Raw genomic sequence first — 17675 nt, 5'->3', positions numbered from 1 at the left:
CTTATGGCAGTTGATTCCCCGGCCGTTGCGGCGCCTCCGGCCCCGGCAGTTATTTCATGGATTGAGTCCCCGGAAGCGCTGGACCGCTGGCTTGGGTCAGTCTCGACCGGACAGCCTCTGGCCCTGGATACCGAATTCGAACGGGTGAGCACCTTCTACCCCATTCCCGGTCTGGTCCAGCTCGGTATCGGAGAGGAGTTCCGGCTGGTGGAGCCGGCAGTGGCCGAGGTTTCCGCGGAGTTCCGCCGTGTTCTGGCAAGCCCGGATCTGCCCAAGCTCCTGTATGCAATGAGCGAAGACCTGGAGCTGTTCCGGCACTGGCTCGGTGTGGATCCCCGGGGTGTGGTGGATTTGCAGATAGGCGCGGCGATGGCGGGTGCCGGCTTCTCCCTCGGTTACGCACGCCTGGTGGAAACCCTGTTTGGCGAGACCCTCGACAAGTCCGCGACCCGTTCCGACTGGCTGGCTCGTCCACTCTCAGAGGTCCAGCAGCGTTACGCGCTTGACGACATCCGGTTTCTGGAGCCCATGAACCGCTGGGTGCTGTCGAACCTGGAACCCCGGGGGCTGGTAGAGGCATTCCATGAGGAATCCGCCCGCTATGCCTCGGAACTGTCACAACAGGAAGACCCGGAACGCCATTATCTCAAGCTCAGGGGCGGCTGGACCTTGTCGCCGGGTCAGCAGAATGTTTTGCGCTCTCTGGTCCGCTGGCGGGAGCTCGAATGCCAGCGTCGCGACATGCCCCGCAACCGGGTTCTGGCCGATGCCCTTCTGATCCTGATTGCCGAGCGACTGCCGTCAAGCCTTCGGGAACTGGATAATATCCAGGGAATTCCCGGTGGTGCGGTCCGCCGTTACGGTGAGACATTACTGAATCTTGTCCGGGACGCCAGGGCCGCCGATAATCCGGATCTGGATCTGATTGCACCGCCACTGAGCCGGGATGATCAGGGCAGATTCAAAAAGCTCAAACGGGTGATCAGGAACGTCTCGGAGCAGACTGATATTCCGATGGAACTGCTCGCTCCCAGAAAGCGCCTTGAAAAACTCATGCAGGGCGGTGACCTGGCACGGGACGAGTTCTTCCGTGGCTGGAGATCGGACGTGCTGGCGCCGATTCAGACCGAAATCGAGGACATACTCAAGCAATGAAACAACGGGAATTCGTGTCGGTTTTCAGGAGCAGCCGGAAGGCTGACACCTACATCTTCGTTCGCAGGGGCCAGAAGTGGGACGACCTGCCTGAGGGGCTGAGAGGCATCTTCGGACAACCGGTCCATGCCATGGACCTGTTGCTGATACCGGAGAAGAAACTGGCCCGGACCACCGGAAAACAGGTGCTCGAAGCCATTGAGGAGAAGGATTTCTTCCTGCAATTGTCGGATGAGCAGGATGACTATATGGAGGAGCTGAAACAGCGCCTGGAGTCGTCCCGGAAATGATTGCCCAGATCCCGTTCTGGCAGCGCAAACGGCTTGACCAGATGACGCCTGGGGAGTGGGAGTCGCTTTGCGATGGCTGTGGCAAGTGTTGCCTGAACAAGCTCGAGGATGAGGACACCGGGGAGGTTTACCACACCGACCTGGCCTGTCAGTACCTCGATACCGAACGTTGCCAGTGCACAGTTTATTCCGACCGGTTGAAGCGGGTGCCGGGATGCACAGTGCTGACACCGGATACGGTGAACGACTACCATTGGCTGCCGCACACCTGTGCGTACAGGACCCTGGCGGAAGGGCGGCCGCTTCCGGAGTGGCATCCGCTGGTCAGTGGTGATCCGGACTCCGTGCATCAGGCAGGTGTTTCCGTCAGGCACAAGGTCGTCTCTGAAAATCAGGTCCCCGAGGAAGACTGGGAAGAACACATCATTCACTGGGTTTTGTAATGATCGACGCAGATACGCAACTGGCTTACGGTATTTTCTGGGCGGCCTACGCCATCGCCTTTGTCGTGTTTTTCTACATGATGAAACAACTTTTCCGGCTCGTTCCCCTGTATGGGCTCAGAACACTGCTGCTGGCGGCGCTGGTGGTGCTGTTTCTGACTCCCGTACAGTCACCGGACCTGGCGGACTGGTGGATTCCGGCGTGGATCTTCGGCGGCTACGAGGCCATCCTCGGTAACATGGAATCCGCCGGACGGGCCGTGTTCAACTTCGGGATTGCCGGACTGGTGATGCTGCTGGTGTGGATTCTGGATCTGGTCCGTTACCGGTTGGTGACACGCTGATGAGACAGACGGTTCTTTTGCTGCTTTTGGCCCTGGTTGCCCTGCCATCTTTCGCTGCGGCAAAGGGCGGTACCCTGACCCTGCCTGATCAGTCCGACGTGCGGATGATCGTCGACATTTCGGGTTCAATGAAGGATACCGATCCCGACAACCTCCGGCAGCCTGCGGTCCGGCTTCTTGCCGGAATGCTGCCTGGTAATTCAATGGCCGGTCTGTGGACCTTCGGCCAGTATGTAAACATGCTGGTTCCGTTTGACGATGTGACAGACAAGTGGCGGCAACTGGCGATCGACCGGTCCAAACAGATTAATTCCGTGGCCCTGCGAACCAACCTGGGCAAAGCCATCGAAGTGGCCAGCGATGACTATTATTCCGGCGGAACCCTCAAGAACACCCATTTCATCCTGCTCACCGATGGCAAGGTGGATATTTCCGACGATCCCGAGGTGAATTCCGCGGAAGAAAAGCGGATTCTTCAAACCCTGTTGCCCAGGCTGGTTGCCGAGGGCGCGACGTTCCATCCGGTGGCACTGTCGTCCCAGGCGGATGCAGCATTCCTGAAAAAGCTGGCGGACGAGTCTGGTGGCAGCTTCCATGTCGCCGATAATGCCGAAGCGCTGAACCTGGCCTTCCTCGATGCCCTCAATTCTGCGGTTCCCCAGGAACAGATTCCCATTGAAGGTAATGGTTTCACCGTCGATCAGGGCGTCAAGGAATTCACAGCGTTGATTTTCCGCGGGCAGGGCGCCACTGGGGCCACCAGTGAGCTCACACTGGTCCGCCCGGATGGTCAGTCCGTAAGTGTCGGGACGCACGGAGACAACGTCCGTTGGGCCAATGAAAAGGCCTACGACCTGATCACCATCGACAAACCGCTCCCCGGAGACTGGAAAATCCAGGGAGAGCTGGGTGAGGGCAGTCGGGTGACGGTGGTCAGTGACCTGAAAATGGTGGTCAGTGATATCCCATCGACCTTCAGCGCGGACGAGCCGATCAATCTGTCTGTGGCATTTTTCGAGAAATCGGAAAAAATCGTCAATCCGGATTTCCTGGGTGTGGTGAAGGTCAGCCTTTCGATCACCTCGGAAGACGGCCGAAGTGGCGAAAAAATTCTCTCCGGAGAGACGCCTCCGGAAGATGGCGTATATGGCGATACCATTGCTCAGTTGCCAGCGTCGGGTACCTATCGCATTGAGGTGGTTGCCGATGGCAAAACCTTTAGTCGCAAGGTAACCGCGGACACGACGTTCGTGGCCCCGGAGCCACCTCCGGTCGCTGAACCTGCAGAGCCAGCTCCGGCACCCGAGCAAAGTCCGGCCGCAGAAGAGCCGGTGGCTCCTGCAATCGCCAGTCCCATCGATACCAGCGCCGTCGAGCAGGCCGAACCGGAGTCCGCGCCGGAGCCAGCTAACGCGACTGAAGAACCGCAAGCGGAGCCGGTAACTCCGGTTCCGGACACCCAAGAGGAGGCACCGGAGCCGGATCAGGCGCAGGACCAGCAGCCTGAAGAGAGCGACAACAAATGGCTGATCTGGGGCAGTGCAGGCGGCGGTGGAATGCTGATCCTGGGCCTGCTGGCCTGGTGGGCCATCCGCAGAAAGAAAAACCAGGAGCAGACGATGGCGTCGGCGGCGTCCGAACGCGAAACCCTTGAGGATCTGGACGAGTCAGAGCCGGAAGAAGAGGTGATACCGGAACTGGAGCCCGAGGTCGACGCCGAGCCTGAACCGGAGGAGACCATTCCGGAAATCACGGACGAGGCTACTGACGCCAGCGATGAGGAAGAGATTCCCGTGGCAGAGACTGTCGTGGAGCCTGAGGCGAAACCGGAACCGGAACCGGAACCGGCGGAGGCGTCGGCTGACGATGCCCAGGACGATGATGAAGAGTTCGGCCTTGAGGATTTCGATCTGTCGGAATTTGACGATCTGCCGGACTATGAAGAGGATGAGTCCGGGCTGCCGAGCGACAAAAATGACAAGGGATCCCCTGCGGATCAGGATCCGAAGAAACAGTAACCAACAGGAAATCGAAGCATGAAGTTCACCGGTACTGAAAAATACGTAGCCACTGACGACCTTCAAATGGCGGTCAACGCCGCGATTTCGCTCCAGCGTCCTCTGCTTATCAAGGGTGAACCTGGCACCGGTAAAACGCTGCTGGCGGAGGAAATGGCGGCTGCACTCGGCATGAGGCTGATCCCCTGGCACATCAAATCCACGACCAAGGCTCAGCAAGGCCTCTACGACTATGATGCCGTCTCACGTCTCCGGGATTCCCAGTTGGGTGACGAGAAGGTCAAGGACATCCGGAACTACATCGTCAAGGGGAAACTCTGGGAAGCTTTCGAAGCCGATGAACAGGTGGTCCTGCTCATTGACGAGATCGACAAGGCTGACATCGAATTCCCGAACGACCTCCTGCTGGAACTGGATCGCATGGAATTCTTTGTCTACGAGACCCAGCAGTTCGTGAAGGCCAAGCATCGGCCGATCGTGGTGATCACCAGTAACAACGAAAAGGAGCTGCCCGACGCGTTCCTGCGCCGGTGTTTCTTCCATTACATCAGCTTCCCGGATCACGAAACGATGCAGGACATCGTGGATGTGCATTTCCCTGGCATTCAGCAGGCCATCGTCCGGGACGCTCTGGAGGTGTTCTTCGACGTGCGCAAGGTGCCCGGCCTGAAGAAGAAACCGTCCACGTCTGAACTGATTGACTGGCTGAAGCTCTTGATGGCGGATGAGCTGACCGCGAAGGCGCTGCAGGAGAAGGATACGGGTACCGCGTTGCCACCGCTGTATGGAGCGCTGGTCAAGAACGAGCAGGACGTCCACCTGTTGCAGAAGCTGGCGTTCATGGCACGGCGTCGCAACTGATTTCCGGCAAGAGTTCCGCGTTATGTTGATTGATTTTTTTCTCGAAGTGCGGCGGGCCAGGGTGCCTGCCAGCCTCCGCGAATTTCTCGACCTGCTAGAGGCACTCGAGAAACGCCTGGCGTTTGCCGATATGGAAGAGTTCTATTACCTGGCGAGGCTGTGCCTGGTAAAAGACGAGCGGCACTTCGACAAGTTTGATCGCGCGTTCCAGGCCTATTTCGAGGGCATCCAGAACCTGGATGACCTGCTGGAATCCCTGATTCCGGATGACTGGTTGCGGGCGGAATTCGAGAAGCACCTGACCGAGGAAGAGAAAGCCAAGATCGATTCCCTGGGTGGCCTTGAAGAGCTGATCGAAACCTTCAAGAAGCGCATGGAAGAACAGCAGGAGCGACACGCCGGTGGCAACAAGTGGATCGGTACCGGCGGCACGTCTCCGTTCGGCGCCAACGGCTACAACCCGGAAGGGTTTCGCATCGGGCAGAAGAATGGGCGCCAGGGGCGTGCGGTCAAGGTCTGGGAAAAACGTGAGTTCAAGGATCTGGACGACAGCATCACGCTGGGTATTCGCAACATCAAGGTGGCTCTGAGGCGGTTGCGCAAGTTTGCCCGCCAGGGCGCTGCGGACCAGCTGGACATGGATGACACCATCCGCTCCACGGCCCGGAATGCCGGCTACCTGGATCTGAAGATGGTTCCGGAACGCCATAATGCGGTGAAGGTGCTTATTTTCTTTGATGTGGGTGGATCCATGGATCCGCATGTCCGGGTGTGTGAAGAACTCTTTTCCGCGGCACGGCTCGAGTTCAAGCACATGGAATATTTCTATTTCCACAATTTCGTCTATGAGAGCGTGTGGACCAATAACATTCGCCGGATGAATGAAACCACGAGCACCTGGGACATCCTCCACAAGTACACGCCGGACTACAAAGTGATCTTTGTCGGAGATGCCACCATGGCACCCTATGAGATTTCACATCCGGGTGGTTCGATCGAACACTGGAATGAAGAAGCCGGTGCGACCTGGTTCCAGAGGATTTCGGATCATTTCCGGAAAGTGGTCTGGCTGAATCCACTGCCCGAAAGCTATTGGGGAACCGGTGGATCACTGGGGATGACTCGCCAGTTGGTGGGTGATCACATGTACCCGCTGACGATTGATGGCCTCGAATCGGCCATGCGGCACCTGAGCAAATAAAAAAGCCGATGCGACGTGTCGCATCGGCAAAGCTCGGCATATTTTGGCGGGCGGACCGGTTTGCCCTCCCGCCGATCCATGCAGAGCAAAATCAGGGCCATGCGATAAAAGAATATATAAAACAATAACCTGTTAATGTTTTGAGTATTCCTGCCATCCCTTTCCCGATCCTCGCTCCGAGGCACTGTCAAATAAACCGACACTTTCTGTTTCCCATTTGGTGACCTGTATACCGTTCTTCGCGGTTACCAAGTGTTACGCTTTTCGCACGTTTGTTACGGAAGTTTTCCAGTCTTGGAGAGGGCAGGAAGCGTATGCACGGCTCGCAACCATTGAAAGGATGCCTGAAATCACCGAAGTTGCTGGCATCGGCGTTGGTCATTCTATTGTCCTGGGTGTGTATCCCGGGTGCTGGCGCCGCAACGCTGGATGACCGGATTGATCAGCTGGCAGCCGAGGTCAACGACCACTCGGCGAAGGTTGAAGGGTTGCAGGAGTCCTTGCTCTATCCGGTGAATACCCGACTGACAGTTTTCCTGACACTTGAAACCCGGAAAGCGCTGGATCTGGATTCGGTCGAGTTGTTTGTGAACGATCGTCCGGTGGCCTCACATCTCTACACGCCGCGCGAGCGCTCGGCCCTTGAGGCCGGTGGCGTCCAGCAACTCTATATCGGGAATATCGAAAGCGGCGCCCATAGTATCCGGGCCGTGATTACCGCCCGTTCTGCCGACAAGGATTTTGTCCGGCGCGAGGCGTCCCACCCCTTCACAAAAAGGCCTGGTGCCCTCGGTGTCGAACTCAAGCTCGGCGCTCGCGCACCGGATTTCGAGCCTTACGTCTCCTTTACTGAATGGAAGTGATGCCGGATGTTTGTGGGACGTTCATTGCGGATCTCTCTGACGGCTTTCCTGGCTGCCTCCGGCTGCATGGCAGGTCCGGTGCTGGCCGGGACTATTGCCGTTCCTGAGGATCTCCGGCCGGGCGTTGTCCGTTATGCGCTTGCCACTGGCGATGCTCCTGACGCGGTCCGGACGATCGGAGCGATGAAAGGTAAAGACGCGCCTTTACTTCGGGCCCGGGTCTGGCTGGACAGTGGTCATCGGCACCAGGGCCTGGAAGAGCTGCGCCGGATTGCAGAGACGGATACCTATCGGGGAAAAGCCTCGATGCTCCTTGGTCGGGCAGCCCTGGAACAAGCCGATTCGCAGGAAGCCGCACGGTGGTTCGGCCTCGCTGCGCGCTACGGGTTCGGTGAGGATAAGCAGGAAGCGCTGTATCACCTTGCCGATTTTCAGAGACAGGCTGGCGCCCCTGAGAGGGCGGGCAAGATCCTTTCAGGAATGGACGCCGGCTACTGGGCGGCGGTCGGTTACGGAAATCTCGCCAGTGATTATGCCAGGCAGGACACCAATCCGGCTCGGGCATTGGTCGCTTTGAGGGTGGCGCTCGCCATGACCGAAGCGGATCAGGAATCCGATCGACAGGAAGATCTCCGGAACCGGCTTCTGGCAAGGGCGGGCTACCTGGCCTATCAGAACGGCGAGTATGACAAGGCCATTGGATTCCTGGAAAAGGTGGCGCTGGACAGTCCGGTAACGCCGCTGGCGTTGTATTTCCACGGGCTGGCATTGGCTGAACGGGGCAATCACCGCGCCGCCATGCAAAGCTGGCACCGGGCAAAAAAATTTCCCCTGGCCTATCCCGGCGTGGCGGATGCCTGGATTGGAATGGGGCGGGGCTATGACCTCGCGGGTTATCTCGGACAGGCTGGCGAGGCCTACCTCGCAGCGAATGCCGCGTATGAAAGTGAGCGCGTAACCCTGCGAAAACTCAAGCAGCAAATCAGGGAAAAGGGTGCCTACGGTGCGTTGGTCAAGGGCGCTCAGACATCCGATCTGGAGTGGTTTCTGGCGGACAGCCGGACCATGCAGCAGCCCCGACAGGCTTACCTCATGGACTTTCTGGACACTCCGTCAGCACAGATAGCCGTAGCCCGGGTGGCAAGACTTGAACGGCTGGATGACCGGCTGTCGCAGGAGCAGAGCAATCTGGAGGTGTTGCTTTCCGAGCTTGATCACAGGGCGACCGGTGGTTCGGTAGACGAGGGTACGCTCCGGGAACTGCGCACGGAGGGCAACGCACTCGAAGACCAGGTGGAAAAACTGCTTGAAAAAGCCACCGGACCAGCACAACAGCGCCGTTTGGCGAAAATGGAACGGATCCTCGGCGATGCGAACACCGCCCTGGCTGCAGTTTCGGATGTCGGATCCGGGGATATGGGGGTCGGTGACCGGCTCAAAACCCTGCTTTCCGAGATTGCCGGTTACCGAAAAAGAGCGTCGGCTCTGCGGGCTACCGCCGAAAATCGACTGAATGAGCTGGCGCTGGCTTACGTGGACGATCAGGACCAGAGAATGGTCTATGCCTATGACAAGACCGAACAGCAGATCGCGCACCTGTATGAGTATCTGGCACTTGAGAACCTTCAGGAGACGTCACAATGAGGGTTCTTGCGGGGCTTTGCGCGGTCAGCCTGCTGTTACCGGGCAGTCTGTTGGCCCAGGAGTCGTTCAAGGTCGAGCTGGATCGGGACGGTAAGACCATTGCCGACATGCGTCCCGTGTTCCTCAAGTTTGAGAGTCGCCCCTTGCCGGCAATTTCGCCCGCGGAAGTGGGCCGGCGTTACCAGCGGCTTTTCGAAACCTCCGATGAGCCGGAAGTGCGGGTGGACGCGCTGAACCGCCTGTCCAATATCCGAATTCGTTCTGGAGAAGACGTAGGCTACAGCGCTGACCAGGAACCGGAGATCTACCGGGAAGCGATCGCAAGCTATGAATCGATTCTGGATCGGGGTTCCTTTTCCGGGCGGCTCGACGAGTTGCTCTACCAGATGGCCAAGGCCCATGCCCTGACCGGGCACACCGATGAATCGACAAAACGTCTCCGACAGCTGGTCGGCCTTTATCCGGATTCACCACTGGTACCGGAATCCCGATTCCGGATCGCCGAAGCGGAGTTCTCCGCCGGCAAGTACGCCCGGGCCGAAACCAGCTATGAAACGTTGATCAAGGGCGAGGGTGGTGAGGCGCTCAAGAGCAAGGCCCGATACATGTTGGGCTGGAGTCAGTTCAAACAGGGCGCCGGGGCCTGGGATCGGGCCGCTGCCACCTTCCTGGAAGTCCTCGACGGGTTCCTGCCCACCGAAGCGAGCCTTGGGTCGGTAGCGCAGTCCTCCGTGGACACCATCGACGATACCCTTCGAATCCTTGCCGTGATGGCGTCAAGGAAGCAGGGCGTGGCAAGCCTGGAAGGGTGGTTGGGCAACGGTGCGCCTCGTCCCTGGGTGCCCCTCGTCTATGATCGGTTGGCCGATCTCTACGCCGTGACCGGTGAGCCCTCGGCGAGTGTCCGGGTAAACCGGCGTTTTGTACAACGTTATCCGGACCATCGGGACAGCCCGGATTTTCTGAACCAGGTCGTTCAGGTCTGGCAGCAGGCGGGCAGGCCCGACGCCGCGCGTGATGCGAAAGCGGATTACGTGGCGGCCTATCTTCCGGACGGCGCCTACACGGAGCTTGATGGGGACCAGGAACTGCTCTGGCAGCAATACGCCCGCACGCTCGCCGACTTTCATTACCACTCCGCCTCGGAACGGCTGACGGCCAAAGGGGAAGCTGCGTCGGGGTTTGCAAGGGCGGCGGACTACTATGAGTCACTGGCACGAAGGCAATCCGATGCCGGGCCGATCTGGCGCCTTGCAGGGGACGCGCGATTGCAGGCTGGTGAAGATGAGGCGGCAATCAACAGCTTCCAGACGGCAGCTTATCAATCGCCCGGTTACCCGAAAGCGGCCGACTCCGCCTGGGCTGCTATCACGCTGTATCGGAAGCGGGTGCCTTCCGATAACAGTGCGCCATCTCCGGCGGAGCCGCTGAGCGAACTTTCGGCAGAGGTTGACCGTTTCGCGAGCACGTTCCCGTCCGATAGCCGAACGGCGGCTGCGCAGGCGGATCTCGCTACGCGCTGGTATGCCAATGGCGATTATGACCGCTCCGTCGACTACGCCCACGCCGTCACTACGCGGCCCGACGCCGACCTGAAAGCGCGTTATTCCGCCTGGCTGGTCACGGCGAAGGTGCGCCAGGCACGTCAGCAATACGCCGAGGCTGAGAGAGCGTGGCGTCAGACGCTGGGTCTGATCGACGAAGGCAATGTGCCCGGAACGACCGCAAACGACCGTAAGGCCGTCGTGGGGCAACTGGCAGGGGCCATATACCAGCAGGGCCAGGCAGCGGCTTCCGCTGGCGAGGTCTCTCTGGCGGTTGCCCATTTCCAGCGTATTGAAACCCTTGCGCCCGGTTCCGAAATGGCCATCCGGGGTCGGTTCGATGCAGCCAACACTCTCCTGAAAGCCTCGGAATGGCAGACCGCTATCAATGAGCTTCGGCGTTTCCGACGGGATTATCCGGACCACGATCTGACGTCGGGGATCGGTGAAAAGCTGGTGTATGCCTACACCGAGTCGGATCAGCCCGTTCGTGCAGCGGAAGAACTGCTCGCCATGGCGGAAACCCGGGAGAATCCCTGGCGCTTGAGGCTTCGGGCGGCGGACCTGTTTCATGACGCCGGCGACGTCAAACAGCGTAACGCCCTTTATGTTCGATACCTGGACACCCGACCCACGGCAAAAGACGCGGATAGTCACATCCGGCTCCAGACCATGCGGCAACGTCTGGCGGAATCCGCAAGCCATCCGGAACAGTGGCAAAAGGCCATGGTTAAGGCGGAGCTGTCCAGCGACTGGCATTCCGAGGAGACATTGCGGCTGAGTGCCCACAGCGCAATGGCGCTGGGCATTCGGGAGGCCGACACCTTCGGCAGCATTGCGTTGACTCAGCCACTCGCCGAGGCCCTGGACCGGAAACAGGAAGCTCTTGAAGCGGCCCGGAAATATTTCGTCCAGGCCCAGCAGTTCGGCGGCGAAGCGGTCGAATCGGAAGTCCTTTATCGGCGAGCTGAACTCTACCGTCAGCTCGCTGCCGATCTGATGGCGTCGTCTGTGCCGCCGGATCTCAATGAAATGGAGGCCATGCAGTACCAGATGCTGCTTGAGGAACAGGCCTATCCGTTTGAGGAAAAAGCGATCGCGCTGCATGCCAGAAATCATGGGCGGATTGTGGAGCATGGGTTCGATCCATGGATTGGACGGAGCCTGGAGGTCCTGGGCCAGATGAATCCCGGCCGGTATGACCGGGCCGTTCGCTGGATGAGTTGGAACAGTGAGGCAAACGATGGTGCATAGGTTCAGGCCCTCATGGCTCTCCGGATTACTGGTTCTGCTATGGCTCACCGGGTGCGCCGGGCCTTCTGTTACGCCGGAGGCCCACCCAAAGCCGGAGCCCGACCCGGTCAAGGCTGCGGAACTTGCCGAGCAGGGAAAGGCGGCATGGGATAGCGGCGAGGCTGATCAGGCTATCGAAGACTGGACGCAGGCCGTGCGGCTGAACCCGGCAGACGCTACAACGATCAACAACCTGGCGCTTGCACTTGCGGATCGCCACGACTACGAGGCTGCCGCTGACTTCCTGAAACAGGGTATTGCCGAGTCTCCCGGGGTGCCGGAGCTGCACTACAACCTGGCGGTTATTTCTGAGCTATATCTGCTCGACCTGAAAACCGCTCTGTCGCAGTACCGGGCTTATGAGGCTCTGAGTACGGAGGAAGATGCCGATGTGGCTGGCTGGATCGCCGACTTGAAACGGAGGTTGGAGGAATGATGGGACGGTTGTTACGGATCCTCCCGCTACTGGTCGCCGCGATCTTCACCGTGCCGCATGCCCAGGCGGATGACCTGCAGAACAATAAGGCGCATGAGGCCGGTATGCGGCTCGGGATACAGGGGATTTCCGCGACCCTCGGCGAAGACGATCCCCGGATCCTGTTTATCCTGCCGTGGCAGCCACCGAGCCTGCCACGCCGGCCCCGGGCCGAGCTGGACGATCACGCACCCACCCTGGAACAGCCGGTGGACCCACTGGCGCTGGGCAATCACAGGCGCTTCCGGGAAACCCTGGACCCGATGACACTCAATCCGCAAGGCATTCAGCCTTAACTGTGCAGTAGAAGACGGAGACAAGACATGCTGGACACAATCGTTCGTTTTTTTCAGGAAGGTGGCCCCTTCATGTACCCCATTGCGGTGGTCCTTGCGATCGGCCTTGCCATCACGCTGGAACGGTTTATTTACCTGGGGGCGGTGAGACGAAAGAATCGCATTGCTTTCGAGAAGAGGATCCTGCCCCTGTTGCAGAAGCGGGAGTATCGGCAGGCAATGAAGGCAGCGAGCCAGTCGAACAGTGCCATCGCCGGCATTATGGGCGCCGGACTCGGTCGTTTGCTGAATAACAGTCGGCGGGAAGACATCGAGTATGCCATGGAAGAAGGGTTGATGGAGGTATTGCCCCGATTGGAGAAGCGCACCCAATACCTGGCGACGCTGGCGAACATTGCCACCCTCCTGGGGCTGTTGGGCACGATCATTGGTTTGATCTCCGCGTTTACGGCCGTCGCTGCCGCCGATCCGTCCCAGAAGGCCAGCCTGTTGTCCGGCAGTATTTCGGTGGCGATGAACACCACGGCCTTCGGGCTGATGTCGGCGATTCCGTTGCTGATGTTCCATGCGCTGTTGCAGACCCGCACCAATGAAATCGTGGACAGCTTTGAAATGGCCGGTGTGAAACTCCTGAACCTGGTGTCCGAGCCGGTGGCCACTACCCGGGCTGCAGCGTGAAGAACAGGGTTCCGCGCGCAACAGACCGGAACAGGAGGTAGCCATGAGACGTCGACATCGCCGAATGACCGGCTCACCGGAGCTCGACATCACCGCGTTCATGAATCTGATGATCGTACTGGTCCCGGTATTGCTACTGGGCATGGTGTTTACGCAGGTCCGGACCATTGATCTGAACTTCCCGGGTATGGCCAGTGGCGAGACCCCGGATGCGGAAAGCCTGAATCTGGTGGTGACGCTGATCCCGTCCGGGATTGAGGTTGCCGACTCCGAGCGGGGATTGATACGCGCCTTGCCGCTGAAGGAAGGAGAGCAGGACTTTGCGAGCCTTCGAACCCTGCTCCGCGACATCAAGGCCCGGATTCCCGAAAAGACCGATGTGATCCTGGAGGTTGGGCCGGACATCGATTACCAGACGCTGGTTACGACGATGGATACCGTTCGGTCCTATCCGGCGGTTGTGGCGGCGAACGTGGTGCAGGGCGAGCTGTTTCCGGACATTTCCCTGATGGACGCGCCGGAGAGCCGCAAGCTGGCACCGGTTGATGCCGCAACGGATGGGGAGGGCGCATGAAGAGTTCTCACCGTTCCCGGCGCCTGAAGCGTCACTACAGCCGGATGCACAAAACCGGTGGTCTGAACCTGGTATCACTGATGGATATTTTTACCATCCTCGTGTTTTTTCTGATGGTGAACTCGTCCGATGTCAAAGTCCTGCAGAACACGACCGATGTTCCACTTCCGGTTTCCACTGCGGAGCAACAGGCGGTGGAAAATCTCACCGTTCAGGTGAGCGGCCAGTCGATCCTGGTGCAGGGAAGGGAAGTGGCGCGTCTCGACAGCATCGGTGCTGACGACACGACCATCGCCGGGTTGTCCGAGGAGTTGTCATGGCGCCGGGCCCGTCTCGAATCCGTTCCGGACCAGGGGTTGCCGGTGACGATCATGGCCGGTCGGGATACTGACTACCGGCTGCTGCGCAAGATCATGCAGACCTGCGTCAACGAACGTTTCCGGCAGGTGCGGCTGGCGGTAGAGCCGGAGGTGCGTCGTGGGTGAGGCTGTGTCGATGCCCTGGGCGCCGGTCTCGGAACTGCCCTGGTCAAAGGAGCGGGGTGAGCGCACCCGGTTTCTGATCATCCTGTCGCTGGTAGCGCTCCTGTTTGTGCCGCCGGCGTTGTTGATTCCGCTGATTGATTTGCCGGAGCCCGACCGGAACGAGGTGGAGAAGGTCCCGCCCGCTCTGGCGCATCTGCTGGAACAGCCCAAGCCGGAACCGAAGGCGAAGCCGAAGCCGGTTGAGCCGGAACCGGTCGTCGAGCCACCGGAGCCCGAGCCAGAACCTGAGCCGGCCCCGAAAGCGGAAACCCCAAAGCCCGAGCCCGCCAAGGCGCCGCCACCGAAACCGGAGGTACCGGCTGAGCGTGCTCCGGCGCCGCCCGAGCAGACCGTGCAACAGGCCCGGGAAACGGCTTCCCGTTCCGGCTTGCTGGCGATGAAAGACCGATTGGCAGCGCTCCGCGAGCCGGAAGCCGAGCCGGCGCCCGTGCTCAGGGCCAACGCCGGCAAAACGACACCGGCCGAGACCTCCGATAAACCGGCAGTCTCCAGGGTCCTTGCCGGCAGCGAGGGCGTGGAGAAAACCGAGGCACCAACCACGGAGGTTGCGGTCGCAGGCCACGAGGTGAAAGCAGTTCAAGCGAAGCCAGAACCGGTTCATAAGACCGTGGCAAGGGTCGAGCCCAAGGCCGACAAGGGGCCGGGCCAACGGGCCATGAGCAATATCAGGAAGGTCTTCGACAGCCAGAAAACCGCGCTTTACTCGCTGTACCGGCGGGAGCTCCGTCAGGATCCGACATTGCAGGGTAAGGTACTGCTGGAACTGGTCATCCAGCCCGATGGCAGCGTGTCGTCCTGCGAAGTTGTCAGCTCCGAGCTGGATAATCCCACCCTGGAAAACCGGATCGCACTGCGGGTCCGCATGTTCAATTTCGGAGCAGACGACGTTGAGCCGAGAACCGTCCGGTTCCCGGTGGATTTTCTGCCGGGATGAGAGGAGGGCCTTTCCGGCCCCGCTCTCAGGCTGGGTCAGTCCTCAATCGTGATGGTGGGGAGATCGGGTTTGGTGAGGGACACCTTGTCTTTCGGAGCGATCACTTTCGCCTCGCCCGATACCACCTGCTGACCTTTCTGGTTGCGTACATCGCACTCGATCGTTACCCGGTTCTTCGGTTCTTTTTTCAGGACCTTGAGGTTCACCGTGATGGTGTCGTCCAATTTGACCGGGCGTTTGAAGGCAAGGCTCTGTTCAAGATAGATGGTTCCCGGCCCTGGCATGACCGTCGCAAGGGCGGCGGAGACCAGCGATCCACTCCACATGCCGTGGGCAATACGTTCCTTGAACATGGAATTCTCTGCGAACTCCTGGTCCAGGTGCACCGGGTTCACGTCGCCTGAAACGGCGGCAAAAAGAATCAGATCGTTCTCGGTCAGGGTCCGTGTGAAAGTGGCCGTGTCACCCTCGTTTAACTCATCGTAGGTCACGTTTTCCATATCGTTCATGATGTGCTCCGCACGCTGTTGGCCGGAAAGGCATTGTTCAGTGTCTGCGCTGAAACCTACCTCAACGTTAACAAAACTGCTATTCTCTCCCAGTTTTTTCGGGCTGCTACTTTTGTCGAGTTGATTTTTTGACCAAAAAGACATGGGTAGACCATTACAATCAGAAGCGCCAAACAGGAGATGGTGATGGATTTTGAGCAGTTCTATCAGGACAAGTATCCCGCCGGTGTTCCGCGGGAGATAGACCTGGATAAATACAAGAGCATGGTGGACGTGTTCGAGCAGGCTGTGAAGAAATACGCAGACCGGCCAGCGTTCTCTGCTGTTGGCGCAACGCTCACCTACCGGGATCTTGATACCCAGACCCGGAATTTCGCCTCCTGGCTTCAGAATAAAACCGACCTCAAACCCGGTGACCGTATTGCGGTCCAGATGCCAAACCTGCCCCAGTATCCGGTGGTTGTGTTCGGCGCGATGCGGGCCGGGCTGATTGTGGTGAACACCAACCCGCTGTATACCGAGCGGGAAATGGAACATCAATTCAACGATTCCGGTGCCAAGGCCCTGGTTGTGTTGGCCAACATGGCGGGAACCGCCGAGAAGGTCATTCCGCAGACGGGCATCGAGCACGTCATCGTCACCGAGATCGCCGACATGAATTCGCCCATCAAGCGGACTCTCATGAATGCGGTGGTCAAGCACGTCAAGAAGATGGTGCCGCCGTTCAACATTCCCGGCGCCCACAAGCTTCCGGCGGTACTCAGTGCCGGTGCGCGCGAAAAGTTCTCGCCGGTCGAATGCAAGACGGATGACATTGCCGTGCTTCAGTACACCGGTGGGACAACCGGTGTTGCGAAGGGGGCCATGCTGACCCACGGTAACCTGGTGGCAAACCTGCTCCAGGTCCGGCCGATGATGGAAGACACCGTGCAGGAAGGCAAAGAGGTGGTTATCGCCCCACTGCCGCTGTACCACATCTATTCGTTCACGCTGAACTGCGGGATCATGCTGGAGGCCGGTGCGCACAACATCCTCATCCCGAACCCGCGGGACATTCCGGCCTTCGTGAAAGAACTGAAGAACCACAAGTTTACCGCCTTCCTGGGCCTGAATACCCTCTTCGTGGCGCTGTGTAACAACGAGGAATTCCAGGGACTCGACTTCAGTGCGCTGAAGCTGACGTCTTCCGGTGGTATGGCGTTGACCAGCGATACCGCGAAGATGTGGGAGCGGGTAACCGGGTGTGCGATCTCGGAAGGCTACGGTATGACTGAAACCTCTCCGGTGGTCACCTTCAATCCCCACAGCGCGATCCAGCTCGGTACGATTGGCCTGCCGATTCCGTCTACGGTGGTAAAAACCATCGACGAGGAAGGCAATGAAACGCCACTGGGCGAGCCGGGCGAACTCTGTGTCAAAGGCCCTCAGGTGATGCGCGGCTACTGGCAGCGTCCGGAAGATACCCGCAAGTCCTTTACCGATGATGGGTTCCTCAAGACCGGGGACATCGCCCTGATCCAGGAGGATGGCTACATCCGGATCGTTGATCGCAAGAAGGACATGATCATCGTTTCCGGCTTCAATGTGTTCCCGAACGAAGTGGAAGACGTGGTGAGCAGCCATCCGAAGGTGGTTGAGTGTGCGGCCGTAGGTGTGCCGGATGCCAAGAGTGGGGAAGCGGTGAAGGTATTCCTGGTGCCCACGGCAGATGGCGTCACCGAAACCGAGCTGAAGGAATTCTGTCGCGAGCGCCTGACGGCGTACAAGGTGCCCCGCCTCTTCGAATTCCGGGATGAGTTGCCCAAGACCAACGTGGGCAAGATTCTCCGCCGCCAACTGCGCGACGAAGCCGCGAAGTAACGCATTGAAAGCCCCGCTCCTGCGGGGTTTTTCATTTTAAGCCCGAAAGTTTCCCGCTAGACTGTGCTGCTCGAATTGATCATGCCCCGAACTGAGAGCGGTTTTTCAGTCCAATGACAAGATCCACATCGGATAGTCCGACACCTTC

Annotated in this window: 18 protein-coding genes; 17 read left to right on the top strand and 1 reads right to left on the bottom strand. The window is 59.2% G+C overall.

Annotated features, from left to right (window positions below; translation table 11 throughout):
* Positions 1–3 precede the first annotated feature (3 nt).
* From MSNKSG1_RS06735 to MSNKSG1_RS06660, 16 genes are all read left to right on the top strand, one after another.
* A complete protein-coding gene (locus MSNKSG1_RS06735) occupies positions 4–1155 on the top strand; it encodes a ribonuclease D (RefSeq protein WP_008938501.1) in 1152 nt (383 codons plus the stop codon).
* Complete coding sequence (locus tag MSNKSG1_RS06730; protein ID WP_008938500.1) at positions 1152–1445, top strand: YcgL domain-containing protein; 294 nt, start codon at positions 1152–1154, stop codon at positions 1443–1445. The genes MSNKSG1_RS06735 and MSNKSG1_RS06730 overlap by 4 nt, the downstream gene beginning before the upstream one ends.
* On the top strand, positions 1442–1888 hold the full coding sequence (locus tag MSNKSG1_RS06725) for a YcgN family cysteine cluster protein (RefSeq protein ID WP_008938499.1): 447 nt from the start codon (positions 1442–1444) through the stop codon (positions 1886–1888). The genes MSNKSG1_RS06730 and MSNKSG1_RS06725 overlap by 4 nt, the downstream gene beginning before the upstream one ends.
* Positions 1888–2232: a hypothetical protein gene (locus MSNKSG1_RS06720; RefSeq protein WP_008938498.1), complete on the top strand. Its 345-nt coding sequence runs from the start codon at positions 1888–1890 to the stop codon at positions 2230–2232. Before MSNKSG1_RS06725 ends, MSNKSG1_RS06720 begins: the two co-directional genes overlap by 1 nt.
* Positions 2232–4250 (top strand): VWA domain-containing protein, encoded by a 2019-nt coding sequence (locus tag MSNKSG1_RS06715; RefSeq protein WP_008938497.1) that lies wholly within the window; start codon positions 2232–2234, stop codon positions 4248–4250. Before MSNKSG1_RS06720 ends, MSNKSG1_RS06715 begins: the two co-directional genes overlap by 1 nt.
* An 18-nt stretch (positions 4251–4268) precedes the next feature.
* Entirely contained in the window at positions 4269–5111 is an 843-nt protein-coding gene (locus MSNKSG1_RS06710; protein WP_008938496.1) for an AAA family ATPase, read from the top strand.
* Between the two features lie 22 nt (positions 5112–5133).
* A complete protein-coding gene (locus MSNKSG1_RS06705; protein ID WP_008938495.1) occupies positions 5134–6312 on the top strand; it encodes a vWA domain-containing protein in 1179 nt (392 codons plus the stop codon).
* Positions 6313–6626: 314 nt separating this feature from the next.
* On the top strand, positions 6627–7175 hold the full coding sequence (locus MSNKSG1_RS06700) for a hypothetical protein (RefSeq protein ID WP_008938494.1): 549 nt from the start codon (positions 6627–6629) through the stop codon (positions 7173–7175).
* Between the two features lie 6 nt (positions 7176–7181).
* Positions 7182–8819 carry a tetratricopeptide repeat protein gene (locus tag MSNKSG1_RS06695; protein ID WP_008938493.1) on the top strand — a complete coding sequence of 546 codons (1638 nt, stop codon included), beginning with the start codon at positions 7182–7184 and terminating at the stop codon, positions 8817–8819.
* A complete protein-coding gene (locus MSNKSG1_RS06690) occupies positions 8816–11617 on the top strand; it encodes a tetratricopeptide repeat protein (protein ID WP_008938492.1) in 2802 nt (933 codons plus the stop codon). The genes MSNKSG1_RS06695 and MSNKSG1_RS06690 overlap by 4 nt, the downstream gene beginning before the upstream one ends.
* A complete protein-coding gene (locus tag MSNKSG1_RS06685) occupies positions 11607–12092 on the top strand; it encodes a tetratricopeptide repeat protein (protein ID WP_008938491.1) in 486 nt (161 codons plus the stop codon). Before MSNKSG1_RS06690 ends, MSNKSG1_RS06685 begins: the two co-directional genes overlap by 11 nt.
* Positions 12089–12427, top strand: coding sequence for a hypothetical protein (locus MSNKSG1_RS06680; RefSeq protein ID WP_008938490.1), 339 nt, complete (start codon positions 12089–12091; stop codon positions 12425–12427). The genes MSNKSG1_RS06685 and MSNKSG1_RS06680 overlap by 4 nt, the downstream gene beginning before the upstream one ends.
* 27 nt (positions 12428–12454) lie before the next feature.
* A complete protein-coding gene (locus MSNKSG1_RS06675; protein ID WP_008938489.1) occupies positions 12455–13105 on the top strand; it encodes a MotA/TolQ/ExbB proton channel family protein in 651 nt (216 codons plus the stop codon).
* Positions 13106–13148: 43 nt separating this feature from the next.
* A complete protein-coding gene (locus MSNKSG1_RS06670) occupies positions 13149–13679 on the top strand; it encodes an ExbD/TolR family protein (RefSeq protein ID WP_008938488.1) in 531 nt (176 codons plus the stop codon).
* A complete protein-coding gene (locus tag MSNKSG1_RS06665; protein ID WP_008938487.1) occupies positions 13676–14164 on the top strand; it encodes an ExbD/TolR family protein in 489 nt (162 codons plus the stop codon). The genes MSNKSG1_RS06670 and MSNKSG1_RS06665 overlap by 4 nt, the downstream gene beginning before the upstream one ends.
* Complete coding sequence (locus MSNKSG1_RS06660) at positions 14157–15158, top strand: AgmX/PglI C-terminal domain-containing protein (protein ID WP_008938486.1); 1002 nt, start codon at positions 14157–14159, stop codon at positions 15156–15158. The genes MSNKSG1_RS06665 and MSNKSG1_RS06660 overlap by 8 nt, the downstream gene beginning before the upstream one ends.
* Before the next feature lie 35 nt (positions 15159–15193).
* Here the strand turns inward: MSNKSG1_RS06660 and MSNKSG1_RS06655 are convergent, their stop codons facing one another.
* Positions 15194–15667, bottom strand: coding sequence for a MaoC/PaaZ C-terminal domain-containing protein (locus MSNKSG1_RS06655; RefSeq protein ID WP_008938485.1), 474 nt, complete (start codon positions 15665–15667; stop codon positions 15194–15196).
* 186 nt (positions 15668–15853) lie between these two features.
* Here MSNKSG1_RS06655 and MSNKSG1_RS06650 point away from each other — a divergent pair, with 186 nt between their 5' ends.
* Positions 15854–17527, top strand: coding sequence for a long-chain-fatty-acid--CoA ligase (locus MSNKSG1_RS06650; protein WP_008938484.1), 1674 nt, complete (start codon positions 15854–15856; stop codon positions 17525–17527).
* The last annotated feature ends 148 nt before the right edge of the window (positions 17528–17675 follow it).

It is taken from the genome of Marinobacter santoriniensis NKSG1, assembly GCF_000347775.1.
GTDB classification, from domain to species: domain Bacteria; phylum Pseudomonadota; class Gammaproteobacteria; order Pseudomonadales; family Oleiphilaceae; genus Marinobacter; species Marinobacter santoriniensis.
This window is presented reverse-complemented; position numbering and strand designations above follow the sequence as displayed.

Bases quoted from the DNA above. Each gene is read 5' to 3' on its own strand.
- MSNKSG1_RS06735 (WP_008938501.1), top strand. From the start codon at position 4: ATGGCAGTTGATTCCCCGGCCGTTGCGGCGCCTCCGGCCCCGGCAGTT.
- MSNKSG1_RS06730 (WP_008938500.1), top strand. From the start codon at position 1,152: ATGAAACAACGGGAATTCGTGTCGGTTTTCAGGAGCAGCCGGAAGGCT.
- MSNKSG1_RS06725 (WP_008938499.1), top strand. From the start codon at position 1,442: ATGATTGCCCAGATCCCGTTCTGGCAGCGCAAACGGCTTGACCAGATG.
- MSNKSG1_RS06720 (WP_008938498.1), top strand. From the start codon at position 1,888: ATGATCGACGCAGATACGCAACTGGCTTACGGTATTTTCTGGGCGGCC.
- MSNKSG1_RS06715 (WP_008938497.1), top strand. From the start codon at position 2,232: ATGAGACAGACGGTTCTTTTGCTGCTTTTGGCCCTGGTTGCCCTGCCA.
- MSNKSG1_RS06710 (WP_008938496.1), top strand. From the start codon at position 4,269: ATGAAGTTCACCGGTACTGAAAAATACGTAGCCACTGACGACCTTCAA.
- MSNKSG1_RS06705 (WP_008938495.1), top strand. From the start codon at position 5,134: ATGTTGATTGATTTTTTTCTCGAAGTGCGGCGGGCCAGGGTGCCTGCC.
- MSNKSG1_RS06700 (WP_008938494.1), top strand. From the start codon at position 6,627: ATGCACGGCTCGCAACCATTGAAAGGATGCCTGAAATCACCGAAGTTG.
- MSNKSG1_RS06695 (WP_008938493.1), top strand. From the start codon at position 7,182: ATGTTTGTGGGACGTTCATTGCGGATCTCTCTGACGGCTTTCCTGGCT.
- MSNKSG1_RS06690 (WP_008938492.1), top strand. From the start codon at position 8,816: ATGAGGGTTCTTGCGGGGCTTTGCGCGGTCAGCCTGCTGTTACCGGGC.
- MSNKSG1_RS06685 (WP_008938491.1), top strand. From the start codon at position 11,607: ATGGTGCATAGGTTCAGGCCCTCATGGCTCTCCGGATTACTGGTTCTG.
- MSNKSG1_RS06680 (WP_008938490.1), top strand. From the start codon at position 12,089: ATGATGGGACGGTTGTTACGGATCCTCCCGCTACTGGTCGCCGCGATC.
- MSNKSG1_RS06675 (WP_008938489.1), top strand. From the start codon at position 12,455: ATGCTGGACACAATCGTTCGTTTTTTTCAGGAAGGTGGCCCCTTCATG.
- MSNKSG1_RS06670 (WP_008938488.1), top strand. From the start codon at position 13,149: ATGAGACGTCGACATCGCCGAATGACCGGCTCACCGGAGCTCGACATC.
- MSNKSG1_RS06665 (WP_008938487.1), top strand. From the start codon at position 13,676: ATGAAGAGTTCTCACCGTTCCCGGCGCCTGAAGCGTCACTACAGCCGG.
- MSNKSG1_RS06655 (WP_008938485.1), bottom strand. From the start codon at position 15,667: ATGAACGATATGGAAAACGTGACCTACGATGAGTTAAACGAGGGTGAC.
- MSNKSG1_RS06650 (WP_008938484.1), top strand. From the start codon at position 15,854: ATGGATTTTGAGCAGTTCTATCAGGACAAGTATCCCGCCGGTGTTCCG.